The organism is Pseudarthrobacter sp. ATCC 49987, from assembly GCF_009928425.1.
GTDB lineage: Bacteria > Actinomycetota > Actinomycetes > Actinomycetales > Micrococcaceae > Arthrobacter.
This window is the reverse complement of sequence record NZ_JAABNS010000003.1, coordinates 99,632-123,397: the sequence shown is the minus strand read 5'-3', so window position 1 is coordinate 123,397 and position 23,766 is coordinate 99,632. Positions and strand designations below refer to the sequence as shown.

The window sequence follows — 23,766 nt, the reverse complement described above, 5'->3', positions numbered from 1 at the left end:
TTCGCTGCTTGCGGCAGTGAGTCGTTGCGGATCTAGGCGTCGTAGCGCCGGTTTGCTCCAGGGACTCCGCGAATCTTGCGTGGTGTTCAACTGAGCCGTAGCCGGTGGCTGGAGAGTTCTAACGCCGCGTTGTCTTCATCGTCGCCCTGATGCTCGTCATGATCATCATCACCGCGGCGCCGCCGTCGCCGCAGACGCCGACGACGACGAACCTCTCTCCCTCGATCCCCAATGCCCATCCCCGAGACTTTTCTACGACAGCTATGATTATCTGTCGTAGAATGTATCCATGAAACGAAGAAGCGCACTTTTGGACCGCCTTCCTCATGGCGCGGCTTTCAGTGTCAGAGACGCTTCGCATTTCGGCGTACCAAAGGCAAGTCTGTACCGGCTACGAGACTCTGGACTCATAGAGCAGATCGGCCCGGGACTCTATATAACGCCAGACGGCATGGACACAGATCTCGATTTGCTAGAGGCCGCACACAAAGCTGCCTCGGCCACCATCTGTCTGAACAGCGCCCTGGCACATCATGGGTTGATAGACGAGATCCCGTCATCCATTGATCTGGCACTTCCGCGTGGACGAACTCCCCCGCAGATTTCGGCGCCGGTTACCTGGCATATGTTCGATAAGACCACATTCGATCTCGGCCGGTCGCTGATGCCAATCGAAGGCGCGGATGGGACGAGGATCGGCATCTACTCCCCCGAGCGCTCTATTGTTGACGCATTTCGTTTGCGGGCCAGTGCCGGGTATGAAACTGGTATCGAAGCCCTTCGTAACTGGCTGAAGCTGCCGGGAGCTCAGCCAGCACGACTTATGCAAATTGCATCGGTAGTCCCTCGGTCCAAGGGACCGCTCCGCCGCGCTCTAGAGGTCCTCTTATGACAGCGTCCAAAATCTACGCTCAGCTGCAGGCTGTTGCACGCAGCCGTAAGCGCCCCTTTGATGAAATCCTCGTCTTGTATGCGCTTGAGCGATTTTTGGCTCGCCTCGGAAGCACTCCGTACGCAGGGGACTTTTGCCTCAAAGGTGGTGTGCTTCTCTCCGCTCATTCACTTCGCCGGCCTACTCGGGACATCGACATGCAGGCGCTCGATTTTGAACTCGACGCCGTCCATGTCACCGAGGTGGTCACAGCAGTCTCTGACCTGGTCGCCGAAGACGGCCTCACGTTTCAGCCCGACGGCTTAAGCGTCGAGCAAATTCGCGACGAGGACGAGTACACCGGCTTACGTGTCGCCCTGCCAGCGCGACTGCATCGGGCGAAACTTACGATCAAACTCGACATCAGCACAGGTGATCCCATTTGGCCCGCTCCCGAGCCTATCGAACTCCCTTCGCTACTCGGTGGATCGGTGAAGATGCAGGGCCATCCGCTCGTAACCGTCATCGCAGAGAAGACAATCACCATGCTGCAGCGTGGCACAACCAGCACTAGGTGGCGTGACCTGCTTGATGTCGCCGCCTTGTCCGACCGATACGAGTTTGCTGCCATAGAGGTCCGGGAGGCAGCGACTCAGGTTGCGCAACATCGAGGCGTCGAGCTGGGGCCGCTCCGCGCTCTACTAGCCGGATACGGGGAGGTTGGCCAGGCCAAGTGGGCAGCTTGGCGGGGCAAACAGAAAGTGGAAGACCTATGCGAGGCACACCTGGATGACCAGGTCGAAAGAGTCCTTGTATTCATCGATCCGGTGTTCGATTCATCTGCGGAAGACCACCACCGGTGGAATCCTGACGAGGGATCTTGGTCATAGAGCGCTTGGGCGGGAGGGACGGGCACCAAATCGGCGCCCTGCCCCTCTGCCATTCTTCCAACCTAACGACCAAGGCCCTTTTGTATGAGCTTCATTTGGCCGATCAGTCCGCGCTTCTTGCTGGCTTTTGCTGTGGAATGTGGGGCTTTGACGACTGAGGCGCTGGGCGGAGTGCCCTGATCCTGGTCGGCATTGAGGCGTGCTTGTACAGCCTCGCGGTCAGCAACCCCTTCGAGGCTGGCCGCCAGTTCGTGTCGGCGCTCGGCTGAGTCGTATTTGGCTCCTGCTTGGTCACGCAACTGCTCGGGGCGGTGATTGGCGCGAGCAGCTGTCCAGTCTGTGATCAGCCGCCTCTCCATGTCCTTCTCCTCGGCCACGCTGTCCGCAGAATTATGCCGCTGTTCCCAGTTGTGTGCCTCGATGGGTTTGGTCTCCCGGAGCCAGGCCAGCGCTTCGTCCAAGTCCTCCCTTGAGGGCCGATCAACGGCCTCCGCGCGTTTCCTGTCTTCCCTGTCGGCCTCGGCTAGCAACTGCACAGCCTGTGCGCTTTCAACACGGCCGGCACGGCGTTCCTGTTCCGCCTGCTCGCGGTCCCGCTCGGCTTTAGCCAGGGCCTCCGCCACCGTCACTTCATTGGCACCGAGGTTGTCCACGTCCAAGCTGTAGCGGCGCTGCACCTGGTCGCGGATCACCTCGGCCGCGTCGCGCGCCGCCGGGTCGTGGTCCTTCCACGCGGTGGCCGTCTCATGTGCCCTTTCCACGTCGCGGCCGGTGGCTGTGTCCCACCACCGGTTGTCCATGACCGGGGCGAGCTGTGCACGAGCAGCCGACCGCTCCGCATCGAACCGGGCCTGCAGTTCGCGGGCCTGTTGTTCTTCGGCCGCTTGGGCGCGGCGCAGCTCTTGCTCGCGTGCCCTGGCCAGTTGCTCACCGAGCCGGCCGGCGACGGTCAGCGCAACGCGCGACATTCCCTCAAGAGCCTCATCAATGCCGTCAGATTCGCTCATGGTTCCCCTCCTTGGTGTTATCTCTCAATGTCTGGGCGGGTACTCCCGCTTCGGGTGCTCGCGTGGGTGCGTGCCTGCACGTATTTGGGCGGCAGCACGGAGCCCGCGGACCGGCCGCCAATCTGGCCGGCTGTACTAGCGCGTACCGCGGCGGCAGCTTCGCTGTCCGGTGTGGGCGCGGTCGCTGGGAGGCTGGGTAGTGCGGCTGCGACCTGGCTTAGGTGGTACTTGACCATGTGGCTGATCTGGCGTGCTTTGCGCAGGTCATTGGATGCCTTGTGCATGTCGTGGACGGCCTTGGCGACGTTGAGCAGCTGGCGCAGCATGATTGCCTGCGCGGCGGTTCCGGTGCCGCCCATCGAAGCCGCCATGAGCATGAGCGAGGCGCCGCGGGCGGATGGTCCTGCGCTGCGGATGGGGCGGACCGGGTAGCGCCGCAGTTGTGCTGTCTTGGACAGCTCGTCGGCTGCTGCTGCGAGTGGTCCTGGCGTTGCCTCTGTTGCCGTGGACCAGGCTGCGAAGGCGCCGGATGTCTCGCGTGCAACGTGCGCCCAGGTCGCGTGATCGTCCAGCGGCACGGTGCGGAGCGTTTCGCGGAGCCGGGCAACTTCGTCGCTGTAGTGCTCCCACATTTGCGGGTCAGGTTCGTGGGCTTCGCGGCCGATCGTGACCGGGCGGCGTCCGCGTGCAGCTGCCTGCCATTCTGCGACCGCCTCGGCGGCACCTTGTGGGCTGTCGGGCCACTCGGCACGGAGCTTGGGCAGGGCGAGGTCTTTGGCGAGGTGACCGCCTCCGAACCAAACGGGTCGGCCACCTTTGGGGGGACGTTCTGCCACGCTGTAGCCGACCACGACGTCGTCACGTCCGGACGCGTACCGCGGCCTGACCAGGGCGCCGGTACGGCGCAGGCGTCGAATGAATTCGGCCTCATCCTGGGCCGACGTCGCGCAGGCACGGACCTTGCGTTCCAGGGACCGGCGTTCCGGTTCCGGGGCTCCCCGCCGCTCGGAGGCTTCGCGTTCTCCTGGCCGGAGGCCGCGGGTGGAATGCGTGGGCGAAAGTTCTTCCAGGCCGTACTTTTTCTCAAGCTCCCGGGCGGCTTGTTGTGCCCGGGGGAAGTCCCGCCAGCTGCTCCACTTCGTGCCGTCCTCGCGGACCATGGACGCAGCGATGTGGATGTGGTCGTTTCCGGCTTTGCTGTGGCCATGACGGATCGCCACCCACTGGGCCGGTGCCCGTCCGCTGGTTTCGGTAAACCCCATCTCGTCCATGAAGTCCTGCGCAATGTCCGCCCACTTCTGGTCGGTAAGGTCGCCTTCCTCGGCGCGCAGCGACAGGGAGCAGTGCCAGACATGCCCGCCGGGAATCTCGACACCCAGGACGCTTCTGGCCCGGTCCAATTCCTTGGCAATGCCCTGGGCGGCGTCGGCGTTCAGTTCGTCGTCGTTATGCCAGGCCATGATCGACAGTGAGCCAGCGACAAGGTGCGGGTCGGTATGTTCGTTCGCCCGGCCGGGCCCGGCAAGGTACGCGATGAGCCCGTGCATGCGGGTGCCCTTGGTGATGTTGGGAATCATCAGCGCATCATCGAATCCAGCATCGTATTGATCCGGTCAGCGACCGCACGCACCCGGGTCAAAACGGTACGTGCTGCTTCCGGGAATTCGTCCGTGGCGTTCGCGTGCCGGGCGAGCTGGTTGACGTTGTTCGACAGGGCAGCAAGGTAGCGGCGGGCTGCAATGAATTCCACGGCCATCGCCCGCCGTTCAGCCAGCGACTCGGAGTTTTCCGCGTACAGGGCAGCACTGACCAGAATCTCCGACGGGCTGCGGCCGGTCCGTTCCTCCAGGACCTTGAGCTGCGCGCGTTCGAACTCCGACATCGACACCCGCACGTACTGGGTGTCACCGTCAATGTTCGCGCGGCGGCGGCGTGAGAACCTGCGCGCTGACTTCCGCTCTTCAGTCATCCCGATCCCCTCCCCCCAATGCCCAGCGCAGCGCCCCGGAATCTCCGGGCCACACTGACGAGTGTGCCCCATCCAGGGCCGCAGGCCGTGGATCAACACGCGGCTTATGGCACATAACCGTCTAGCTTGCTCCGCACGGTCTTTTTTGGAGGTTTTTTCGCCTCTCGCACGTGGTCCCGGAAAACCGGCTTCTGGGTGTCAGTCGTGGCCGGTAGGGTTTGGGTATGGATATCAACGACATCGCGGCAAAAGCCGCTGCCAAGATCGACGCCGCCAGGGACACCAAGGTCAACGCCGTGAAGCAGGCCGCTGCCAGCGGCGTCGAGGTCCAGGAGGCCGCCCAGCTGCTCGCTGCAGCGGAGCAGAAGTACGCCAAGGACTACCAGGCTGCCTTGCGCGCAGAGTGGACTGAATCCGACTTGCGGGGCTTCGGCCTGGACGCTCCGACCAGGAAGGCCGGCGGGCGTCCCCGGGGCCGGAAGAGCCCGCAGGAGTCAAGTCCCGTCGCTGGCGTCTCCGAGTAGTAACCCCTCGCCCACATGGACACGGCAAAAGCTATCTCCTTCGGGCTTTTCCCGCACACATCTGGACGACGGGACCCAGCTGACCGGCTGCACACAACCACCACGTCACCATTCCATGGGTATGGCACCCTGGGCGAGCGGTGGCCGTGCACAGTCTCCGTCCGGGCGGGTGCGGTTAAACAGAAAAGGACCGGCCTGATGGCCGGTCCTTTTCTGCTCCTCGGACAAAGGAAATCTGTGATCCAGCATAGCTGGAATTTGTGACGGCGTTGAACGGCTGATACGTCATCGTATGACCGGGGCCGCGGCACCTGGACGTGTTTGCGGGACGTCGCGTAATACGGCGGTCCGCCGCCGGTGAGTGGCTACTGTGGTTCGCACTTTGCGGCGGACCGCCCGACCTCTGGAAGGTTCCCGGCCTTCATGTGGTGAGTGGCCGGGGGCCTTGCCGGGCGGTGGGGGTCCGCCCGGCAAGGCAGCTCTTATGCGGCTGGGTGTTCCTGTGCGGGGGCGGCGCTGTCGAGGATGATCTGCTCGACCGGGCTGGCCGTATACCCCCAGGCAATTAGCCGGTTCAGGTAGTCGATGTGACGGATGCTCGGGGACCGCCACGAGTCCTTGGCGATGGTCTTTTCATACCCTGCGCAAACCAGTGCAATGAGGGATACTTCGGGCCGGGCCGGGGACGTGGCCACATGGTCCCTCAGCGGGTTCCATCCCCACCTATCCGAGGTCTCCCCCGTCTTGGCTCCTGCCATCTCGGCGGCTACGGATCCCTCGTATCCGCTGGCCGTTTCGGGATGGTGGGTGATGGCGTGAACGGTGAAGTGCTGCCAGCCTTTGGGCGGCTGTTTCTTCGCCAGCAGCGCCTTCACAAAGTCGCGCCGGACCACAGTTGCCGATTGCATCAGCTTGTTGTTTTCGATCAGGGTTTTCCGTTCGGCCTTCTGCTCCTCAGTCATCGGACCCTTGTTCGCCGCTGATGCGCCGTACCCGCTGTACCGGAGCGTGAAGCCCAGCTCTTTCCATCCGGCCACGACCGGGACGGTGGAGAGATGGCCGTTGTAGGAGGACACGATGTGCACGGCGTTGGCGTCCTCCTCGGTGGCCGGTTCCCCGTCTGCCCGGTTCAGCGAGGACACCCGGACGTTCTCACTGTCCCCGTCGTATCCGGCGCGTTCCACCACGGTGGTCCCGGCGGCTTCCAGCTCGGCGGTCAGCGCCGCGAGTGCGGCCGCGCGGTCGCGGCGGTCCCGCAACTGCTGGGTGACGTGCGCGAGCATGTCCGGCTCATCGGCGATGACCGATTCCAGCTCCTCCACCGCGTCACCATCAGTGGCAAACTCAGCCAGAATCAGGGCCGCTTCAATCGTGTACCCCTTGCCCAGGGCGGCGGATCCGGTGTCGGTGGATTTGGCCTTCAGGGCACTCTCCACGGTCGTCTTCGTCCGCCCAGTCTTTTTCGCGATCGTGGCGGCTGAAACGCCGATCAGGGACAGCTGGTGGTAGGCGTCGGCTTCGTCGGCTTCGGTCAGTTCGGCCCGCTGGATGTTCTCCACGACCTGCGTCACGATCCGTTCGGCTTCCTCGGGGGATTCGACGATCATCACCGGGATGCTGGTGCGTCCGGCTTCGACGGCGGCGCGGGTGCGGCGCTGTCCCATCAGGACGTGCACGGTGTCGTCGTCCTTGCGGTGGGCGATGACGGGTTCCATCACGCCGTGCTCTTTGATGCTGGCGATGAAATCGGGGGTCAGGGCGGCGTCTTTGCGGACGTTGATGTCCACGGTCAGGGTGGCCGGGTCGAGCATTTCGAGGGTGGGTGTGGTGTTCATGGTGTTGTTCCTTCTTGTCCGAGAAGTTGGGTGGGTGGGGCGACCTAGGTGACCGGCCAGCTCCCCTCTCCCCCCGTTGTTTTTTTGTTGCTGGCAAGCTCGCTTGCTCGGCGGCCGACGGAGGCCTGTCTACCGCAGGCAAGGGGCGGGAAATTCCCGGAGGAAATCAGCGACGCAGGAGCGCCGGAGGGACATTTCCTGCACCGCAGGCCCCGACGGAGGAGGGGCTGGACGGGGTGGAGCGGACGCCTAGAATCCGGAGGACAGCAACACAAAAACGTCGAAGACGTAAGACAGGGCCAGGGCATCCGGAGCCCTGCGACGGAGGCCCTGGACCCAACAGCCGGCCGCGCCCGCGGACGCCCCAAATAGGGGTGAGCCCTGCGAACCATTGAGCAGCACCCGGGAATCTGAACCTGGTGTGCTGCGGGCGGCTTGCCGCGCCGCCCTGCCTCCCGCTCCTGGGCCTGCGGTTGGCGGTCCGCCGCCGGTAACCAGAAGCGGGAGCCGGCCACGGCGGCGGACCGCCAGCGGTGACCGGCCATGAAGGACCGGCCACCGTCCTGGGTGTCAGCTCACCGGCTGGTGCAGTCCGAAGAGTTGCTGTGCCAGGTCGATCAGTTCCTCGGGGACGTCGGCCTCGCCGCCGCCGTCCGTCTCGCCCAGGAACACGGTGTTCCCGCAGTAGACATCGGTCAGGACGCCGGTTTCTTCCAGGACCAGTTGAGCGGCGCGGCGGTTAGGGGCGAGGTTCAGAATCTTGCCTTCCTCGTTGACGTAGAAGTGCCAGTCGTAGCTGCTCACGGCTTCGATGTTCCCGGCCACGAGAGTTTGCAGGTTCTCCAGTGATGCGTCGATGGTTTCGACCCGTGCGGGTTCGCGTCCGTCGGCGGGGATGATCAGGGCGGTGCAGGTGCTCATCAGGGTTTGTCCTCTCAGGTGGTGCGGCGGGGGTGCGGTGCCCCGCCGCTGTCGGCGGGGCACCGGTTCTGGCCCTTCTTAGGCGGCGTTGACCGTGTAGGGCATCCGGTAGCGGGAGGGAAGTTCCGCGGCGGCTTCGGGGAGGTCGTCCGGGCCGTGGGCCTGTCCGGTCTTCCATTGGAAGAAGGCCTGTTCGGTGATCGCTTCGAACTGCCGGGCCTTGGTCCGGTAGAACGTGCAGCTCACGTCTCCCTCGCAGTACGTGGCGACTCCGAACAGGTTGCCGATGCTGTCAGCTGTCCGCGTGGCCGCGACCATGACATGGGGCCACTGGCCCAGATCCCAGCCGTCACAGCCCCAGCTGGGGATGACGGCCCAGCCTTCGGCTTCGATGAGTTCCATCCAGTCGTAGCCGCCGTTCATGTGGTAATCGCCCAGCACGGTTACGCCGTCGATGGCTTCCCCGGTGTCCTTAGTGGTCACGGTCGCAGTTGCGATTGCGTTCATGGTGTTGTTCCTTCTTGTCCGAGAAGTTGGGTGGGTGGGGCGACCTAGGTGACCGGCCAGCTCCCCTCTCCCCCCGTTGTTTTTTTGTTGCTGGCAAGCTCGCTTGCTCGGCGGCCGACGGAGGCCTGTCTACCGCAGGCAAGGGGCGGGAAATTCCTGGAGGAAATCAGCGACGTAGGAGCGCCGGAGGGACATTTCCTGCACCGCAGGCCCCGACGAAGGAGGGGCTAGACGGGCTGGAGCGGACGCCTAGAATCCGCAGGACAGCAACACAAAAACGTCGCAGACGTAAGACAGGGCCAGGGCATCCGGAGCCCTGCGACGGAGGCACTGGCCCCAACAGCCGGCCGCGCCAGCGGACGCCCCACACCTGGTTGGAGCGCAGCGGAAATCAGGGCCTTGCTAGGGTTGAACGGTCCCGCCAGTCGCAGCCCACTCATCCCCCCGGGTGAAATCTCCTGGCGGTGCATTCCAGAAAGGGGCAGCACATGGGGTTACGAAGCCTTTTCGGGAAACGCCCGACAACAGCCGAACCGGCTGCAGCGACGCCCGCGGCGGGCAGCCCGGAGCCACTGACAGCCGAACAGCTCGTAGAACTCGAAGCCGCATGGGCAGAGCTCACCGCTGCGGCGGAGGCGACAGAAGTAACGAATCTCAGTGCCTGCACGCGCAATGGCCGGCCTTGGACCGAGAACGCCGCAGCGGTCCGGGCCATGGCGGCGACGCTGCGGGAGTTCCCCCCAACGGAAGACCAGACGCCGAAGTAGCGGGCGGACGGGTTGTGCCCATTGGGGGCAGGTGGAGCCCTCCGCACAGCTCAGGCTGTCCCCACTGGCGTTCAACCCGTCCCCTCGACGGCCCGCGCCGGCGCCCGGGTCGCCGGCTGTCGTAGCCGCCGTCCATAATGAGATCTGCGTAATCATGCATCAGATGCACTTCGGCATGATTGCGCTTTTTCTTGGCGTGTCGATTCGAACATATATTCTAAAGTGGTGGTATGGGACCGGATCAGGCGGGGAGGCTACAGGCGCAGTATGCGCGGCGGGCGTCCCCGATTGGGCTGACGGTCGAAGAGCTTGATTTCGAGCACTTCCCGTCCAAAAACGGCTTCCCCGGGATCCCGGTGAAGGCGTGGATCAGGTTTCCGAACTGCGCCGAGCTGGTGGACGGCGAGGTGTACGCCTGGACGTCCAAAGCCGTGGAAGTGACCTGGAAGGACGGGCCGTTGACCTACCGGACCTGGGTGTGGAGTTCGGCGGTTACCCGCCGGGAAGAAATGATGACGAGAAACTTGGGAGAGCGGACAAACCGTGACAGCAGTAGCGAATGATACAACCCTGGACGCTGACGTCGACGTCCGGTTCACCCCGGCCGGCACTCCCCTGGCCGTCCGGCATAAGGGCCGGATCTGGGCCGTGGCCGCGGACCCGGTGCACTGGTTCGCCCGGGACGCCTGGTGGGACACCCGTCGTAGTGCGGCCGTCGGCAGCGGGGACCTGGTGAGTATCGAGTTTTGGCAGTTGCAGGTCCGTCTGGGATCCAACTCAGCGCTGCGGACGTTCACGCTGCGCCGGAATCCACTCTCCACCCAGTGGCTTCTGGAAAGCATCAGCGACTAGGTGCTGTGCTATTGAACCCCCAACCGATCACTGACCAGACCTGGGCCGGGATCCGGACCGAGTTCACGCTCCCGACCCTCGTGCAGGTGCACCGCCGGCTCTCCGAACTCATGGAGGACCCGGAACCCGTCATGCGCCAGCTCGTCCGCATCTTCATAGACGACGGGACATTCTGTCCGGGATTCCAGTTCCTCCCCGGCGGGCAGCTCCATCCGACAGTCGTTGAGCTTTTTCGGCGGGCGATGGTGCTGGACATCCCTCACAACTACTTCACCCTCTGGATGGTCACCCCGACCAAGGAACTTGCCGGGACCCGCCCCGTCGACCATCTGAAAAACAGCCCCGCTCCCCTGCTGCCTGGGGACTGCTGAAGGTTTAGTTGACAGCTGGGGTTGATAATTTCTTACGCGGCTGAGGCCGCGTTTTTTATTGTCTCAAACTCGATTGGTGTCAGCCGTCCGAGGGCACGTTGACGGCGTTTGCGGTGGTAGCTGCGCTCGATCCAGGTCGTGATGGCCAGCCGGAGCTCGGCCCGGGTCTCCCATCGTTTCCGGTTCAGGACGTTCTTTTGCAGCAGGGAGAAGAACGATTCCATCGCTGCATTGTCACCGCATGCCCCTACCCGGCCCATCGATCCGTTCAGGCCGTAGGTGTTCAGGGCCAGGACGAACTTTCTGGATCTGAACTGGGACCCTCTGTCCGAGTGGACCACCGTGCCCGCCGGTTTCCTGAGGGCCACGGCGTGGTCCAGGGCGGCGACGGCCAGGGACGCTTTCATCCGCCCGTCCATCGAGTACCCGACGATCCGGTTTGAGTGAAGGTCCTTGATCGCGCACAGGTACAGCTTGCCCTCCCCGGTGTGGTGCTCGGTGATGTCCGTGAGCCATTTCCGGTTCGGTGCCGTGGCGCTGAAGTCCCGTTCGACGAGGTCATCGTGGACCGGCGGGCCGGCCTTGAGCCCTGACCGGCGCCGGCGGTGGATCACCGAGAGGATGCCGTTCTCCGAGCACAGCCGCCAGATCCGGCGTTCACTGGCCCCAGGGCCGGGACCGGCGTTGATCTCATCGGCGATGAACCGGTATCCGAAGGCAGGATCGTCCCGGTGGTGATCGATGGCGGCGTTGATCAGATGCGCTTCTTCCCAGTCCCGGGCCGGGACGGGATTGGCGGCCCACTGGTAGTAGGCCTGTCTGGAGAAATTCAGTACCCGGCAGGACACTGCCACGGGAACCCGGATCGGGGCGTCCCTGGCAGCCAGCTCGCGGACCAGCGGGTACATCATTTTTTTGGGTTGATGTCCCGGGACAAGTAGGCCACGGCACGGCGCATGACTTCGGCTTCCTGTTCCAGGAGCCGGATGCGTTTGTTGGCCTCCCGCAACTTCGCGGCGTCATCGGACACCGCCCCGGACTTCACGCCGTCTTCTCTGTCGGCGATCTTCATCCAGCGGTGCAGGGCAGCGGGCGAGACACCGAAGTCCTTGGCGATCTGGATGATGGGCGCTTCGCCCTTGCGGGCAACCGCGACGACATCGCGGCGGAATTCTTCGGGAAAGGCTTTGGGCATGATGAACATCCTTCCACCCGCAAGGATCAAATCCTCACAGGCAAAGTGTCAATCAAACCTTCAGCAGTCCCCTGCGCTGGAGTCCTACCGCTGGCGCTAGCGCAGGCCTTTGACGGAACCGGCGGGGTGCGTAGCGTTGGCCCATGGGACTCATCTACGAAAACCCGGACCTGGCAGCCCTGACGCTGACGCGGCTCGCCGCCGAAGAATCCGAAGGACCCGGCGCCATGGAGGGCGCATGCTGAGTTACCTGGACGGCCTCGGACAGCGCAACGGCACCGCGTACCTCGAACTGGTGGCCGTCACCCTCGCCCGGGGCCACTTCAAGTCTCTGGACGACCTGGCCCGGGTCACCGGGGCAGACGCTGCAGGTCTGCTCTACACCGCCGAGGCAGAGAAAATGAAGGGCTTAAGAGGAAGGTGGGAGTGACTTCAGCAGCCACTCCCACGTTCAGATTGCATAGCGGTGTTGCTCTAAACCAGGTATCTAGAGAGCGCGAACAATAATATTCTCGCAAAGTTCGCGGAACTGCTCTTCACTCTGCCGGGCCCTCGTAACCTGCGCCCCACGAACAATCTCATCGGTGCGAAGTTCAAAAATTGCTTTGCGCAGAGTTTGGGCATGAGGAACCAAACTGTGGAAGTTTTTAAGGTCCCCTATGCTCGCGCCTAGTTTCTGCGCAGGGTCTGCAAGTGTTTCGCCTCGCCCGTCGTCATGTGCTGAGAGCGGCGCAAACAGCCCAGTTTTCATTTCGCTCGGCATCTGATCGATCCACTTCGAAAAAGCCATGGTTGCTTCTCCTCTGTATACGTTGAACTGCTGAGAAACGTACCCAAGGATTTTGGGGAGACCAGTGGGGATCTTAAAGCTAAGAGTAGGAGACACCGACTTGGCGGTCCTCCACTGCTTAACCCAAGTATCCAGACTCCCACCAACACTCGGCAGAGCCCGGATTGAGAAAAGATCGGATGCCATGGGAATTATGAGGTAGTCACTTGCCAGAATCACCGCACGGTTCAGAGCGCCCACGTTGGGTCCAAGATCAACGAAGACATAGTCTGCGTTGACTGTCTCAGCAAGTTCTTTGATAAGCCTGTATGGGGCGCTAGTGACTCGGAAGCCACGTTCGTTGCCAGCAAGCGCTTCCGTCCAGGCGCTCGGAAGAATCGATTCAAACTCCGAAAGCTTCAGGTCTCCAGCTGCTAGCCATACTTGACCCTCGCGTACCATTTGAGCCTCGGGGGCAAAAACATCGCCTGCACCGCTCACTAGTGGAGCAAAGGCATGTGCAACCGTCAGACCGTCAGCCCCGACCGCAAAAATCTCCTCGAGCTTTTCATCCTCCAGTGAGATGGCCGTGAGGTTTGCCTGTGCGTCGAAGTCGACCATTAGTATGCGCTTGCCGAGAATACCCATCTCTACAGCGGTGTTGAAGAGCATCGTCGTCTTGCCGACTCCACCCTTATGGTTGAAGAACGAGATTATTTTCATACCCGCATGCTTCCAGACCGGGCCGAGAAACAATAGTTTGAGTCCTACGCGAGCAAGTCCGCGAGATCGAATTTCTTCCGCAGCTTTGCGATCGGCCCGCCCCAGGTCTTGGTCCGGAACGCCCACTGACCCGCAACCAGACTGGGGGAAACACCGAGCACATTAGCAAGGGAGACGATTCCCTTTACCGTCGTCGTTGCTGCAAGTTGTGCCCTGTAGGCCGGCGGAATGAGATGGTCTTGCGCGAAGGCATTGGCGGCCGTTTCTTGTGCGTCCGCGTCGTCGTCAGCCTTGAACCCATCAACATCAATGAACGTGCTTCTTTTCGGGTGAAGAAGTACGTGCGCGATTTCGTGCAGAAGCGTGAACCACAAGCTGTCGAGAGCCTTGTATCGACTCGTCACCGCGATCATTGGCGTTCCGTTTATCCAGCGTGATACACCGCTAATTCGAGTGTTCGGAATTTCTGGGACAAATACCAGAACGACACCGGCGCCGAGCAAAAGTTCTTGCGCTTTTGTGAATGCTCTCCCTACGTCGTCGTGGACGGTGAGCTTAGGAAGTAGGGCGGCCGCTGCTTGCAACTTTGCAGAATCGTACGTCGGGGCCTCTGCGATGAGATCGCCCGCGTGCAGTTCCGATAACCGCAGCCAGAGAGCCGTCAGGTTCGGATCGATGGAATGGATCTGACTTCGCTTATAGGACGCCTGCGGCTCAAGCCAGGTTTTCGCGAACGCGTTAGGAGACGCCACCGAGAAGAAAGCAAGAAGTTTTGCCGCGAGATCGGGGCCGGAATCTGCCCTGTCTATTACTTTGCGGTCGATGAGTAACTGGCGGGGGAAGGTACTCGCCCAGTCTACGAATCCAGCGAGAGCGTTGCGCCTCTCGATTCGAGCCTCGTGTGCCTGGTGTGCTGCCTCCAGGTGGAGCCAGGTCTCGGCGGAAGTCCCGAGAATTTGTTCCAGAGTGACGGCGACATCGGGAGATAGCGGGGCCGTTCCCTTGATGACGAGGTTGATGTGCTTAGTACTGAGCCCGGTACGGGCGGCGAGTTGCGCTTGGCTGATCGCGCGAGCGTCGAGCTCGCGTTGCAGCAGGCGACCGGGCCGGGGTGCGAAGTCGAACTGCGTGTCTGTGGCGATGTAAGTGGTCATGGAGTCTCGATTCAGATCGCGGGCCGGAGGATCGACCGGCCGCGAATGTGGAAGTCCTGGACGAGTAGCGCTTGCGAAGAAGCGTGATCGGGCAATGCTGACCGATTTAAGACAGCTCGCGGAACCCCATCGGAACTGAGCGGACGTACATGCATCTCAACCTCCTCGATCGAGAGAGTCAGATTCCCTGCCTTGACGCCTACGCGGACGCTCTGAAACGTCACGAGGTTTTCGAGCTGTGGGGCGTGCGCGACGACGTGCAGGAGGTCTTCAGCCGCCGCTACCTGACCATCCGCGACAGCGCGCAGGTGCGCTCCCGAGACGCAAGCGCCCTCAAGCTGAGGAGTTATCCACGCGAGTTGCAAGCTTTACCTCTTTGGTAAACGTAACTTATGGTAAAGTCGGATTTACCCGACAGGTATATGCTACCTGCTTCCAGCCGGAAGTAGGAGCGACACGCTACAAGGAAGGAGGGCCCGATGGCCCCCCACACAACCACCTCTCAGCAGATTTTTATCGACGGCAAGGCATTCACCACCCGGGATGACGACCAGGAGGCCGCAGCGCTGCTGCGCCTCGCTGGACGCGACCCGAAGATCTCCGACCTCTTCCTCGTCAAGAAAAACGGCGTCGAGGAGAAGATCCGCGACGGCCAGATCATCAACCTGAAGGACGGTGATCGGTTCGTCTCCCGCCAGAGGCTTCGCTTCACCATCGACGGCGAGCCGCAAAGCAGCTACGACGACGACCAGACCGCCGCCGCGCTGCTCCGCCTCGCCGGAGTCGACCCGGCCGGCTACGACCTCGCCCGCATCATGCCCGCAGGCGGCACGGAGGCGTTCCGTGACGAGCAGATCGTGAGGATTGAGAACGGGGACGAGTTCGTCACCGCCAAGCATGTCGGAGGGGTCGCGTGAGCAATGAGATCGGCCTGACCGGGCCGACCCAACAATTCATCAATGACATGACTGCCCTGGGTGCCACTGCTCGGGCCGACGGACCCCGCATTCTCTACGATGTCGTCGCGGTAGGTGGCGCCCTCAACGGGCAGACTATGACGACCGGCGTCAGCGTGTCCGAGGTGCAGAGCTGGCCGATGGTCCCTCCGCACTGGATCCACCTCCCTGACTCGGTCGCGTTCCCTGAGACGAATATGGATGACATCGACTGCCAGCCTGGATGGAAGCGGCATTCCCGCGATTTCAGCTACACCGACATGTCGATGCCGCCGGCTCTCGCGTGGCTCCGGCACGTGCGGGGCTTCATTTCGATCGCAATCCCGAAGGCGGCGTGACATGCGGTATTCCGTAGCGATGACTGGTGAAGTCGAAGCGGCCATGCGTGACCACCTCATCCGCGAGGACGGCCAGGAGGACGTGCTTGCCGCGACGTACGTCCTTTCCACCGGTGTCGAACGCACGACGGCGCTCATTAAGTCGGTGGTTTTCCCCGGCGAGGGCGAGCGGCTCGTGCATGGGAACGCCTCGTTCACAAGTGGGTACGTGCTCCGCGCGTCGAATGAGGCACGCGCCGCCGGCCATGGACTCGCATTGCTGCACTCTCATCCGGGCTCTCGCGGCTGGCAGCTACTCAGCGACATGGACTGGGAGACGGAGTCCGAGTACGAGCGCGTCGCCCGCGGGATTACGAAAATGCCACTCCTCGGGATGACGCTCGGCGGCCGCGATACCTCCTGGTCGGCCCGGTTCTGGTTCGACCGGAGCGCACCGACCTGGGCGGAGTCTGTGCGATCGGTATCTCCGAAGCTCGCTGTCACTTGGAACAACGAGATCCGTCGAATCCCCAGCATCACCCGTTCACAGCAGCGGACGGTCTCGTCGTGGGGCGAGCGTACTCAGAGCTCGATCGCGCGCCTGCGCGTCCTCGTCGTCGGTGGCGGCAGCGTCGGCCTCGACGTCGCGCAGCGGCTCGCCGCGACGGGCCTCGCGACGGTCGGCGTGATGGACTATGACGCCGTCGAGACGGTGAACCTGGACCGCATGATCGGTGCGACCCGCCTCGACGCCGCACTCGGTCGATCCAAGGTCAAAGTAGCCTCGCGCCTGATGAAATCTGCCGCGACCGCGGAATCATTCGAGATTCATAACCACGAGGTCAGCATCACCGACCCCGTGGGCGTTAGCGCGGCGCTCGACTACGACGTCATCTTCTCTTGCGTCGACCGCCCTTGGCCGCGAGCGGTGTTGAATGCACTCGCCTACACCGACCTCATTCCGGTAATCGATGGCGGTATTGCGCTCGACACCTTCCCGGACGGCCGCATGCGAAACGGCATCTGGCGCGCGCACACGCTTGTTCCCGGACGCCCGTGTATGGCCTGCCTCGGCCAGCTCGTGATCGGCGACATCCCCCTCGACAAACAGGGGTTACTGGACGACCCGGAATACATCGCGGGAGCACACCGTGAAGCTCCCTCCCGGCAGAACGTCGCCGCGCTCTCCGCGAGCGTCAGCGCCGCCCTTCTGGCACAGTTCGTCAGCCTCACCGCCCACCCGGGCGGCCGCGGCGTCCCGGCGCCGCTGCGTCACGTCCTCTCCACGCACACACTCGAGCACTCCGTCGCGACCTCTGGCCCCTACTGTGCTTACGAGAACGCGACCACCGCCGGCGATACCCGCACCCCGATCGCCGAGCACCGAGAAGATTGGCGGGCCATCGTTTACGAACGTGCGACGAAGAAGAGCCCCTTCCGCCTTCGCGCCCTCGCGGCGGCGGAGGATATCCTGCAGCGCGCGATCTCCCGGCTCAAGTAGGGGACACAGCCGCGGGTCGACTCGTCATGGGTCGACCCGCGGAAGTCGTTCGCGCCCGGCAAGGGGCTCGAAACCCCAGGCGTGCGACGCGTCTCGTTGACTCGGCGACCACTGCGGGTGTGACCGTTAGCCGAGAATGGCGGTTTTTCACAGCTCGGTTTGGCGGTTTTCGCACAGTTGGCCTGGAGGATTTAATCGCTCCATGGCGGCGTTCCGTGAAGCAAATCTTCAGCAGTCCCGTCTGGTTTACCCGGGGATCTGGATCCGTGCGGCTTCCTGCATCAGCGGGGTGGAGATCATCACGGTCGAAGCACCCGGTGCAATATCGAAAGCAATGAATCCGCGAGTCTTGTCACCCGGCAGAACGTCGCCGGAGCCAAGCTGGTTGTCCGCGAAGAGGCTCAGATCGGCTTTGCGCCCATCAGCGTCCTTGGCCGAGAAGTAGAACGGGTTGGAGCTGGTCCTACCCGATTCTGTTTCCCAGAGGACGTCCAGCAGCAAGTAGCTGCCGTTCTTCGCCGCGGTGGCGAATGCCGTCGTGGAAACAGCGTCCGTCCGCACGGCAGAGACGATCGTGATCTTCGCGATGTCGCCGTTGCCCATCTTGACGCTGAACGGTGCACCAATCGACGGGCCGGCAGGAACTGTCGGTGCCGGCGCCGGAGCGGCAACTGCCGGAGCAGCAGTAACGGCCGGGGAGGCTACCGCGGCAGTCGAGGCCGGCGCCGCGGCGGGGCTGACATCACTGGCCTTGGTGGTGCCACCGGAGCAGGAGCCAAGGGCGATGCCGAGCACCAGGACGCCTGCCGGGATGAGGATCCGCTTCTTCTTGAAGAACGGACGGGACTGGGGCGCAGCATTCGCGCCTGCAAAGGGCTGTTCGGAATTCTCGTGGGACATGTCGTGCCTTCCTAGGGTGAATGAATGATGGGAATGCCGGAAGTTACTGCTTTTCCCATTTGCCGCAGCGGGTTGAATTGAAGTCCTGGCCGACCGAGAGGGCCACGACAGGGCGCCCTCCACCGGGAATGTCGTTCTCGATGATGTCGCCGCCGTTGCTGCCGCTCCGGTAGATGCCCCAATAGCAGGAAGAACCCACGGCCTCGACAGCGCGGTAGGTGCCCGGTTCGATATCGGCCCCGACAGTCCAGGTACCGTCCGCTACGGTGTTGGCCGCTTTGGCCTTCTCAGCGCCAGTGACAGCATCCTCGCGAACCTTGACGGCGGCGTCCGCTGTCTTCACAGCAGCATCGGCTTTACCCACCTCGGCCTCCCGAGTAGTCAGCTTGGCTTCACGGGCGGCGATGCCGTTCTGCAGTGTGTCGTACTTGGACTTCATCGAGGCATAGCTGGACTCGGCCGAGTCCCGCTCGGACTCCACGGATGCCTTCTCCGCCGCCAGCGCCGCGTAGGCGTCGCTGGATTTCGGATCCGGCAGCGTGGTGCCGATGGCGGTGGCACCGGCCAGCAGGGCGAGGACGGCGACGGCAGCGAAGATCCGTCGCTTCTGTGCCGGCTTTGCCTGGCCAGAAGGAGACTTCCCTTCGTGCAGCACGTCTTTGAGGTGTGTTTCCGCTGGCTCGTTCGTCTCGGTGTTCAACATGCTCTCTTCCTCTGATCTCGGGTGGCTGCCGAACGGCGGCAGGATACCGATCCCCCAATGCGTGGTTCCCCGCCGCCGCCGCCGTCGCAGCTCGGAGAATTCCCTGGCAGCTGCAGAATCGAAACTACGGCGGCCCGGCATAGGAATATTCGAAGATCACTGATAACCCCGGTTATCAGCACTTCCAAGGAGGGATTCACCCGTCCGGTTAGGCTGGGGGTCGACGTCGTAAGGAGGCGGAAAATGAATGAAGCAGATGCCCTGCGCATGACCCTTTCGGACGTGGCTGCCCTGGCGCAGGTCCAGCGCCCGGTCGTGTCGATGTGGCGCAAACGCAGCGCCGGGTCGGTTCGTCCGTTTCCCGAGCCCGCAGCGCTGGAAGGCGGCCGCGACCTGTTCGACGCCGATCAGGTCGCCGGCTGGTTGGCGGCCACGGGACGGGGGAACAACCCGGAAGCCGTGGGCGACGCCGCCGCTTTCGCCCGGGTGCCCGGCACCGCAGACGGCAGCGCCCAGGGAACCACGCTGGACGCCCTGACCGCCCTGCTGACGCTTAAGGCAATGACCGGCCGAGCGCTGGGGACATTGAGCACAGCTGAATTGCTGGATCTGGCGGACGAATGCGACCCCGATGACTGGTTCCTCTATTCGGAGCTGGAGGCCAAGGGCGCGTCGCTCGCCTCCACGGCAGCGTTCGCGGACCGGCTGGTGGACAGTGCCTACAACGCGGCCGCGGCCTTCGAGCAACTGCTTGCCGCGAGGTTCCGGGCGGGGCTGCGGGAGCACTCGGAGACCGCCCTCACCGAATCTACCGTGGGGCTGGTGGCCGCTGCGGTCGTCGAACTGGCCGCGACGCTCGGCGGGAACTCCGTGTTTGCCGACTCCACACGCGGCGGCAGCGACCTTCTGATAGGCGTTGCGAACGCTGCCGGCGAAGGTGCTCCCGTCACCTTTCTGACGGCGGACGACGGCGGCGGCGCGGGCCGCCTGGTGCGTCGCCGCCTGCGCGTCCACGGTGTCGACGGCGGGCAGATCCGTGTCGATCCGAGTGGAGAGTTCGCCGTCCACGGACCTGTAGTGCATGTGGCGCAGTATCCGTCCCCGGGTGAACCCGGAATGGACGCGGCGCAGATCCTCTTGGCGGTGGAGCATCTTGTCCTGCAGATAGACGATCAGCAGCGGGCGGTCATCATCGCCCCGGCCCGGGTTCTCTGTGATGTGCCGCTGGCCGCCGGCGCCACTGGGCTCCGGTCGGGGCTTCTGCGTACCGGCCGGGTGCGTGCCATCGTGCGGCTGCCGCAGGGACTGCTGCGTTCCAAGCCCCGCGAAGCCCAGGCACTGTGGGTGTTGGGGCCGTCGTTCGCTGAGGTGCCCATTGCCGAGCGGTGGACCATGGTGGCTGATATCAGCACCCGCGACCTCGCAGAAGACGTCAGTCAGGACCTCATCAGCGATATTGTCGCGTCGATGGGTGCCCGCGCCACCATCCGCGCCCACTCCTTCCGCTTCGCCCGGCTGGTACAGACCCGTCTCCTGCTGGCCAGTAGGAAGTCCTTGGTGGTAGCGCCAACCCACGGCTCGGCTCCGAGTCTCTCCGGCGCGGGTGCAGCCGTTCGGGTGGAGGAACTCGTGCGCATGCTGCAGGCCGGCAGAACCGAACAGTCAGCTGCGGTGGCGGTGCTCCCAGGAGATCCGAACACGAAGGCTCGGCCCGTCTCCGTCCAGGAACTCATCGCCGCCGGCAACCTCAGATACATCAAAGGGAACCGGCTCGAGGCTTCGGACCTGACGCCAAGCGGCGGGACACGAGTCCTGGGACCGGCCGAACTGCTCGACCCGAACGGCACGCAGAGGAGGCACATCAGCCTCTTGGACTTCGCCGCCAGTAATCCTTCCGGCCGGCTCACCGAATCTGGCGACGTCGTCTTTTGCACCAGCCCAAGACCCGCCGCACTGGTGGACGTCGAAGGTGGCTCCGCCGTCGTCTTCCCCGCCCGGGTGCTGCGGATCGACGCCGGCGACCCCGGAGGGCTGCTCCCCGACGTCGTCGCCGCGGACATCAACAGGCTCCCCGCAGCGGACAAGTCCTGGCGCCAGTGGCGCCTGCGCCGCATCCCGGACGCCCAACGTCGGAATCTGGCGGAATCCCTCACCCTGCTACAACACCAGCAGCAAGAAGCCCGCGAACGCCTCGAGCGACTCGAAGAACTCGCTACCCTGATTACGGACGGCCTAGCGGGCGGAAGCCTCACCCTGACAGACCACAGCAGTATGCTCGCCGAACCACAGACCGAAGGAATCCAGTAATGCCCCCGAAATTGAAGGTGGACCTCGCCCCGTCCACCATGAAGGAACTCAAGGACACCCTCTGGAAGGCCGCGGACAAGCTGCGCGGCTCTATGGATGCCTCCCAGTACAAGGACGTGATCCTGGGCCTGGTATTCCTCAAGTACGTCTCGGACGCCTTCGAAGAGCGCCGCGGGCAGATCCAGGCCGAGCTGGAGGCCGATGGGCTCAACGAGGAGCAGATCGGCCAGCTGATCGACGACGTGGACGAGTACACCGGCCGCGGCGTGTTCTGGGTATCGGAACGGGCACGCTGGACCTACCTGGCCGAGAACGCCAAGGGTCTGCCTGCGATGGACGGAGCCGAGCCCAAGTCGATCGGACAGCTCATTGATGAAGCTATGGAACTCATCATGGCCGACAACAAGTCCCTGGCCGCCACGCTCCCCCGCATCTACAACCGCGACAACGTGGACCAGCGCCGCCTCGGCGAGCTGCTGGACCTGTTCAACTCCGCACGCTTCACCGGTCAGGGGGCCAGCAAGGCCCGCGACCTGCTCGGCGAGGTGTACGAGTACTTCCTGGAGAAGTTCGCCAGGGCCGAGGGCAAGCGCGGCGGCGAGTTCTACACCCCCGCCGGCGTGGTCCGTGTCCTGGTCGAGGTCCTGGAACCCCACAGCGGCCGTGTCTACGATCCCTGCTGCGGCTCGGGCGGCATGTTCGTCCAGGCCGAGAAGTTCTTGGCGGCGCACAACATGGAGGGCTCGGATATCTCCGTCTATGGCCAGGAGCTCAATGAGCGCACCTGGCGGATGGCCAAGATGAACCTCGCCATTCATGGCCTCAACGCCAACCTCGCCTCCCGCTGGGGTGACACCTTCGCCCGTGACCAGCACCCCGAGCTGACCGGCAACAACGGCGCGGACTTCATCATGGCGAATCCGCCCTTCAACATCAAAGACTGGGCTCGCTCGGAATCCGACCCCCGCTGGAAGTACGGCGTGCCTCCGGCCGGCAACGCCAACTACGCCTGGATCCAGCACATCATCTCCAAGCTGGCCCCCGGCGGCAGCGCAGGCGTTGTCATGGCCAACGGCTCCATGTCGTCCAACTCCGGCGGCGAGGGCGAGATCCGCGCCCAGCTGGTCGAGGCAGACCTCGTCTCCTGCATGGTCGCGCTGCCCACCCAGCTCTTCCGCAGCACCGGCATCCCCGTCTGCACGTGGTTCTTCGCGAAGGACAAAACCGTCGGGAAGAACGGATCCGTCGACCGTACGGGCCAGGTGCTCTTCATCGACGCCCGCAACCTCGGCTACATGGTGGACCGCGCCGAGCGTGCGCTGTCCGATGACGACATCGCCAAGATCGCCAACACCTACCACGCCTGGCGCGGGACAGCCTCTGCAGTTGAAACCGGTCTGACGTACGACGACGAAGCCGGCTTCTGCTACTCGGCCACCCTCGCGGAAGTCAAGGCTGCGGACTACGCGCTGACGCCCGGACGGTATGTCGGCGCGGCTGATGTGGAGGACGACGGCGAGCCGATCGAGTTGAAAATAGCGCGGCTATCGAAGGCGCTGTTCGAGCAGTTTGAGGAGTCAGAGCGGCTGGCTGGGGTTGTGCGCCAGCAACTGGGGAGGGTAGATGTCTGAATGGCGATCCGCTACGCTCGGTGAACTCACAGAGAATTTCGACGCACGTCGCAAGCCTGTCAAGACAGCGGAGCGAAGGCCTGGTCCCTATCCATATTTTGGGGCGTCTGGTGTCATCGACTCGGTGGACGATTTCATTTACGACGGCGACTACCTATTGATTGCCGAAGACGGTGAAAATCTAAGATCACGCTCCACACCGATTGCCTTTCTCGCCCGAGGTAAATTCTGGGTCAACAATCACGCCCATGTTGTGCGGGGCAACAACAATACGGATACACGCTTCTTGTCTTACCTCCTAGCCGTCACGGATATCGCTGGATATCTGACGGGTTCGACCCAGCCCAAGCTCACCCGTGCGGCGATGGACTCGATACGAGTCCGAGTCCCTTCTACCGGCGACCAGCGAGCGATTGCCGAAGTTCTCGGAGCTTTCGACGAAAAGACTTCCGCCAACACTTTATTGTGCAGCACCGCTGAACAGTATCTGCGGGCCTCCTATCAGGACCTGGCAGGCAACGCGGCAACGCAACCGGTTCTGGTCGAGACAATTGTCCGGCGAGTCACACAACAGAGAAGCATCACGAAGCCGGAACTGCTTCCTCAAGGGGAGTTCCCAGTATTTGATCAAAGTGAGTCCGGCTTCCTGGGCTACGTCAACGGGGACGGATATCTTGACGCGCATACAAGCGCTCCAATCCTGTATTTCGGAGATCACACGTGCAAGCTTCGAATCTCCGCCCGGAGTTTCTTTGTGGGACCGAACACGATTCCCTTTGTAGGCGATCGAATACCATCACTGGTTCTCTACTGCGCATTGCAAGGGCTTCAGGAGCACGAGGAATACAAGCGTCACTGGCAAGGACTGATGAAGAAGAGCATCGTAATCCCGGCGATTGAGGATTGCCGCACATTCGAACGACGCCACCGCTCTATCCTCGGAATCCTGCACGGCGCCGGCGTCGAAAACGAGCGACTTCTTGCTCTGCGTGATGCGCTCCTCCCCCAGCTCATGTCCGGCAAGCTACGGGTCAAGGATGCCCACAAAGTTTTGGAGGACGCTGGGGTATGAATCCGGACAGGCTCATCGCAGCCT

General features: G+C 63.2%; 25 protein-coding genes. 14 read left to right on the top strand and 11 right to left on the bottom strand.

Features of this window, described 5'->3' with window-relative positions; all coding sequences use genetic code 11:
* Positions 1-289: 289 nt before the first annotated feature.
* Both GXK59_RS20170 and GXK59_RS20165 read left to right on the top strand, forming a co-directional pair.
* On the top strand, positions 290-892 hold the full coding sequence (locus GXK59_RS20170) for a type IV toxin-antitoxin system AbiEi family antitoxin domain-containing protein (RefSeq protein ID WP_160669294.1): 603 nt from the start codon (positions 290-292) through the stop codon (positions 890-892).
* Positions 889-1,761, top strand: a complete 873-nt coding sequence (locus tag GXK59_RS20165) for a nucleotidyl transferase AbiEii/AbiGii toxin family protein (protein WP_160669293.1) — start codon at positions 889-891, stop codon at positions 1,759-1,761. The genes GXK59_RS20170 and GXK59_RS20165 overlap by 4 nt, the downstream gene beginning before the upstream one ends.
* Before the next feature lie 62 nt (positions 1,762-1,823).
* Here GXK59_RS20165 and GXK59_RS20160 read toward each other — a convergent pair whose 3' ends face one another.
* Genes GXK59_RS20160 through mobC form a run of 3 tightly spaced genes read right to left on the bottom strand, consistent with a single transcriptional unit; the run spans position 1,824 to position 4,737 of the window.
* Entirely contained in the window at positions 1,824-2,768 is a 945-nt protein-coding gene (locus GXK59_RS20160) for a hypothetical protein (RefSeq protein WP_160669292.1), read from the bottom strand.
* Between the two features lie 17 nt (positions 2,769-2,785).
* Positions 2,786-4,345 (bottom strand): relaxase/mobilization nuclease domain-containing protein, encoded by a 1,560-nt coding sequence (locus GXK59_RS20155; RefSeq protein WP_160669291.1) that lies wholly within the window; start codon positions 4,343-4,345, stop codon positions 2,786-2,788.
* Positions 4,345-4,737 (bottom strand): plasmid mobilization relaxosome protein MobC, encoded by a 393-nt coding sequence (mobC, locus tag GXK59_RS20150; RefSeq protein ID WP_160669290.1) that lies wholly within the window; start codon positions 4,735-4,737, stop codon positions 4,345-4,347. The genes GXK59_RS20155 and mobC overlap by 1 nt, the downstream gene beginning before the upstream one ends.
* 224 nt (positions 4,738-4,961) lie before the next feature.
* On the opposite strand from mobC, the gene GXK59_RS20145 reads away from it, so the two are divergent.
* A complete protein-coding gene (locus GXK59_RS20145; protein ID WP_160669289.1) occupies positions 4,962-5,261 on the top strand; it encodes a hypothetical protein in 300 nt (99 codons plus the stop codon).
* A gap of 482 nt (positions 5,262-5,743) precedes the next feature.
* On the opposite strand, the gene GXK59_RS20140 is transcribed toward GXK59_RS20145, so the two are convergent.
* From GXK59_RS20140 to GXK59_RS20130, 3 genes are all read right to left on the bottom strand, one after another.
* Positions 5,744-7,096, bottom strand: a complete 1,353-nt coding sequence (locus GXK59_RS20140) for a ParB/RepB/Spo0J family partition protein (protein ID WP_160669288.1) — start codon at positions 7,094-7,096, stop codon at positions 5,744-5,746.
* Between the two features lie 570 nt (positions 7,097-7,666).
* Positions 7,667-8,017 (bottom strand): DUF3846 domain-containing protein, encoded by a 351-nt coding sequence (locus GXK59_RS20135; RefSeq protein WP_237394041.1) that lies wholly within the window; start codon positions 8,015-8,017, stop codon positions 7,667-7,669.
* Between the two features lie 78 nt (positions 8,018-8,095).
* Positions 8,096-8,524 carry a hypothetical protein gene (locus tag GXK59_RS20130; protein ID WP_160669287.1) on the bottom strand — a complete coding sequence of 143 codons (429 nt, stop codon included), beginning with the start codon at positions 8,522-8,524 and terminating at the stop codon, positions 8,096-8,098.
* Between the two features lie 997 nt (positions 8,525-9,521).
* Here GXK59_RS20130 and GXK59_RS20125 point away from each other — a divergent pair.
* The 3 genes from GXK59_RS20125 to GXK59_RS20115 are packed head-to-tail and all read left to right on the top strand — an operon-like array spanning position 9,522 to position 10,514.
* Positions 9,522-9,854: a hypothetical protein gene (locus tag GXK59_RS20125; protein ID WP_160669286.1), complete on the top strand. Its 333-nt coding sequence runs from the start codon at positions 9,522-9,524 to the stop codon at positions 9,852-9,854.
* Positions 9,835-10,143: a hypothetical protein gene (locus tag GXK59_RS20120; RefSeq protein WP_237394032.1), complete on the top strand. Its 309-nt coding sequence runs from the start codon at positions 9,835-9,837 to the stop codon at positions 10,141-10,143. Before GXK59_RS20125 ends, GXK59_RS20120 begins: the two co-directional genes overlap by 20 nt.
* Before the next feature lie 5 nt (positions 10,144-10,148).
* Positions 10,149-10,514, top strand: a complete 366-nt coding sequence (locus GXK59_RS20115; protein ID WP_160669285.1) for a hypothetical protein — start codon at positions 10,149-10,151, stop codon at positions 10,512-10,514.
* A gap of 32 nt (positions 10,515-10,546) precedes the next feature.
* Here the strand turns inward: GXK59_RS20115 and GXK59_RS20110 are convergent.
* Positions 10,547-11,709, bottom strand: a protein-coding gene (locus tag GXK59_RS20110; RefSeq protein ID WP_160664497.1) for an IS3 family transposase whose coding sequence is annotated in 2 segments (ribosomal slippage) — positions 10,547-11,428 and positions 11,431-11,709 — 1,161 coding nt in all. Because the reading frame shifts where the segments join, the coding sequence is not laid out codon by codon here.
* 238 nt (positions 11,710-11,947) lie between these two features.
* Here GXK59_RS20110 and GXK59_RS20105 point away from each other — a divergent pair.
* The gene (locus GXK59_RS20105) at positions 11,948-12,139 is read left to right on the top strand and encodes a hypothetical protein (RefSeq protein WP_160669284.1); all 192 of its coding nucleotides are present in this window, start codon (positions 11,948-11,950) and stop codon (positions 12,137-12,139) included.
* A 57-nt stretch (positions 12,140-12,196) separates the two neighbouring features.
* On the opposite strand, the gene GXK59_RS20100 is transcribed toward GXK59_RS20105, so the two are convergent.
* Both GXK59_RS20100 and GXK59_RS20095 read right to left on the bottom strand, forming a co-directional pair.
* On the bottom strand, positions 12,197-13,201 hold the full coding sequence (locus GXK59_RS20100; protein ID WP_160669283.1) for a ParA family protein: 1,005 nt from the start codon (positions 13,199-13,201) through the stop codon (positions 12,197-12,199).
* A gap of 44 nt (positions 13,202-13,245) precedes the next feature.
* Positions 13,246-14,355: an ImmA/IrrE family metallo-endopeptidase gene (locus tag GXK59_RS20095; RefSeq protein ID WP_160669282.1), complete on the bottom strand. Its 1,110-nt coding sequence runs from the start codon at positions 14,353-14,355 to the stop codon at positions 13,246-13,248.
* A 149-nt stretch (positions 14,356-14,504) separates the two neighbouring features.
* Here GXK59_RS20095 and GXK59_RS20090 point away from each other — a divergent pair, with 149 nt between their 5' ends.
* From GXK59_RS20090 to GXK59_RS20075, 4 genes are all read left to right on the top strand, one after another.
* Complete coding sequence (locus tag GXK59_RS20090; RefSeq protein WP_160669281.1) at positions 14,505-14,738, top strand: hypothetical protein; 234 nt, start codon at positions 14,505-14,507, stop codon at positions 14,736-14,738.
* A gap of 96 nt (positions 14,739-14,834) precedes the next feature.
* On the top strand, positions 14,835-15,272 hold the full coding sequence (locus tag GXK59_RS20085; RefSeq protein ID WP_160669280.1) for a hypothetical protein: 438 nt from the start codon (positions 14,835-14,837) through the stop codon (positions 15,270-15,272).
* Positions 15,269-15,649 carry a hypothetical protein gene (locus GXK59_RS20080; protein WP_160669279.1) on the top strand — a complete coding sequence of 127 codons (381 nt, stop codon included), beginning with the start codon at positions 15,269-15,271 and terminating at the stop codon, positions 15,647-15,649. The genes GXK59_RS20085 and GXK59_RS20080 overlap by 4 nt, the downstream gene beginning before the upstream one ends.
* 1 nt (position 15,650) lies before the next feature.
* Positions 15,651-17,129, top strand: coding sequence for a ThiF family adenylyltransferase (locus tag GXK59_RS20075; RefSeq protein WP_160669278.1), 1,479 nt, complete (start codon positions 15,651-15,653; stop codon positions 17,127-17,129).
* Positions 17,130-17,375: 246 nt separating this feature from the next.
* Here GXK59_RS20075 and GXK59_RS20070 read toward each other — a convergent pair whose 3' ends face one another.
* Positions 17,376-18,029, bottom strand: a complete 654-nt coding sequence (locus GXK59_RS20070) for a DUF4352 domain-containing protein (protein WP_160669277.1) — start codon at positions 18,027-18,029, stop codon at positions 17,376-17,378.
* 43 nt (positions 18,030-18,072) lie between these two features.
* Positions 18,073-18,732, bottom strand: a complete 660-nt coding sequence (locus GXK59_RS20065) for a hypothetical protein (protein ID WP_160669276.1) — start codon at positions 18,730-18,732, stop codon at positions 18,073-18,075.
* A 243-nt stretch (positions 18,733-18,975) separates the two neighbouring features.
* On the opposite strand from GXK59_RS20065, the gene GXK59_RS20060 reads away from it, so the two are divergent.
* The 3 genes from GXK59_RS20060 to GXK59_RS20050 are packed head-to-tail and all read left to right on the top strand — an operon-like array spanning position 18,976 to position 23,742.
* Positions 18,976-21,039: a hypothetical protein gene (locus tag GXK59_RS20060; RefSeq protein ID WP_160669275.1), complete on the top strand. Its 2,064-nt coding sequence runs from the start codon at positions 18,976-18,978 to the stop codon at positions 21,037-21,039.
* A complete protein-coding gene (locus GXK59_RS20055; protein ID WP_160669345.1) occupies positions 21,039-22,670 on the top strand; it encodes a class I SAM-dependent DNA methyltransferase in 1,632 nt (543 codons plus the stop codon). Before GXK59_RS20060 ends, GXK59_RS20055 begins: the two co-directional genes overlap by 1 nt.
* Positions 22,663-23,742 (top strand): restriction endonuclease subunit S, encoded by a 1,080-nt coding sequence (locus tag GXK59_RS20050; protein WP_160669344.1) that lies wholly within the window; start codon positions 22,663-22,665, stop codon positions 23,740-23,742. The genes GXK59_RS20055 and GXK59_RS20050 overlap by 8 nt, the downstream gene beginning before the upstream one ends.
* Positions 23,743-23,766: the final 24 nt, after the last annotated feature.

Bases quoted from the DNA above. Each gene is read 5' to 3' on its own strand.
- GXK59_RS20170 (WP_160669294.1), top strand. From the start codon at position 290: ATGAAACGAAGAAGCGCACTTTTGGACCGCCTTCCTCATGGCGCGGCT.
- GXK59_RS20165 (WP_160669293.1), top strand. From the start codon at position 889: ATGACAGCGTCCAAAATCTACGCTCAGCTGCAGGCTGTTGCACGCAGC.
- GXK59_RS20160 (WP_160669292.1), bottom strand. From the start codon at position 2,768: ATGAGCGAATCTGACGGCATTGATGAGGCTCTTGAGGGAATGTCGCGC.
- GXK59_RS20155 (WP_160669291.1), bottom strand. From the start codon at position 4,345: ATGATTCCCAACATCACCAAGGGCACCCGCATGCACGGGCTCATCGCG.
- mobC (WP_160669290.1), bottom strand. From the start codon at position 4,737: ATGACTGAAGAGCGGAAGTCAGCGCGCAGGTTCTCACGCCGCCGCCGC.
- GXK59_RS20145 (WP_160669289.1), top strand. From the start codon at position 4,962: ATGGATATCAACGACATCGCGGCAAAAGCCGCTGCCAAGATCGACGCC.
- GXK59_RS20140 (WP_160669288.1), bottom strand. From the start codon at position 7,096: ATGAACACCACACCCACCCTCGAAATGCTCGACCCGGCCACCCTGACC.
- GXK59_RS20135 (WP_237394041.1), bottom strand. From the start codon at position 8,017: ATGAGCACCTGCACCGCCCTGATCATCCCCGCCGACGGACGCGAACCC.
- GXK59_RS20130 (WP_160669287.1), bottom strand. From the start codon at position 8,524: ATGAACGCAATCGCAACTGCGACCGTGACCACTAAGGACACCGGGGAA.
- GXK59_RS20125 (WP_160669286.1), top strand. From the start codon at position 9,522: ATGGGACCGGATCAGGCGGGGAGGCTACAGGCGCAGTATGCGCGGCGG.
- GXK59_RS20105 (WP_160669284.1), top strand. From the start codon at position 11,948: ATGCTGAGTTACCTGGACGGCCTCGGACAGCGCAACGGCACCGCGTAC.
- GXK59_RS20100 (WP_160669283.1), bottom strand. From the start codon at position 13,201: ATGAAAATAATCTCGTTCTTCAACCATAAGGGTGGAGTCGGCAAGACG.
- GXK59_RS20095 (WP_160669282.1), bottom strand. From the start codon at position 14,355: ATGACCACTTACATCGCCACAGACACGCAGTTCGACTTCGCACCCCGG.
- GXK59_RS20090 (WP_160669281.1), top strand. From the start codon at position 14,505: ATGCATCTCAACCTCCTCGATCGAGAGAGTCAGATTCCCTGCCTTGAC.
- GXK59_RS20085 (WP_160669280.1), top strand. From the start codon at position 14,835: ATGGCCCCCCACACAACCACCTCTCAGCAGATTTTTATCGACGGCAAG.
- GXK59_RS20075 (WP_160669278.1), top strand. From the start codon at position 15,651: ATGCGGTATTCCGTAGCGATGACTGGTGAAGTCGAAGCGGCCATGCGT.
- GXK59_RS20070 (WP_160669277.1), bottom strand. From the start codon at position 18,029: ATGTCCCACGAGAATTCCGAACAGCCCTTTGCAGGCGCGAATGCTGCG.
- GXK59_RS20065 (WP_160669276.1), bottom strand. From the start codon at position 18,732: ATGTTGAACACCGAGACGAACGAGCCAGCGGAAACACACCTCAAAGAC.
- GXK59_RS20060 (WP_160669275.1), top strand. From the start codon at position 18,976: ATGAATGAAGCAGATGCCCTGCGCATGACCCTTTCGGACGTGGCTGCC.
- GXK59_RS20055 (WP_160669345.1), top strand. From the start codon at position 21,039: ATGCCCCCGAAATTGAAGGTGGACCTCGCCCCGTCCACCATGAAGGAA.
- GXK59_RS20050 (WP_160669344.1), top strand. From the start codon at position 22,663: ATGTCTGAATGGCGATCCGCTACGCTCGGTGAACTCACAGAGAATTTC.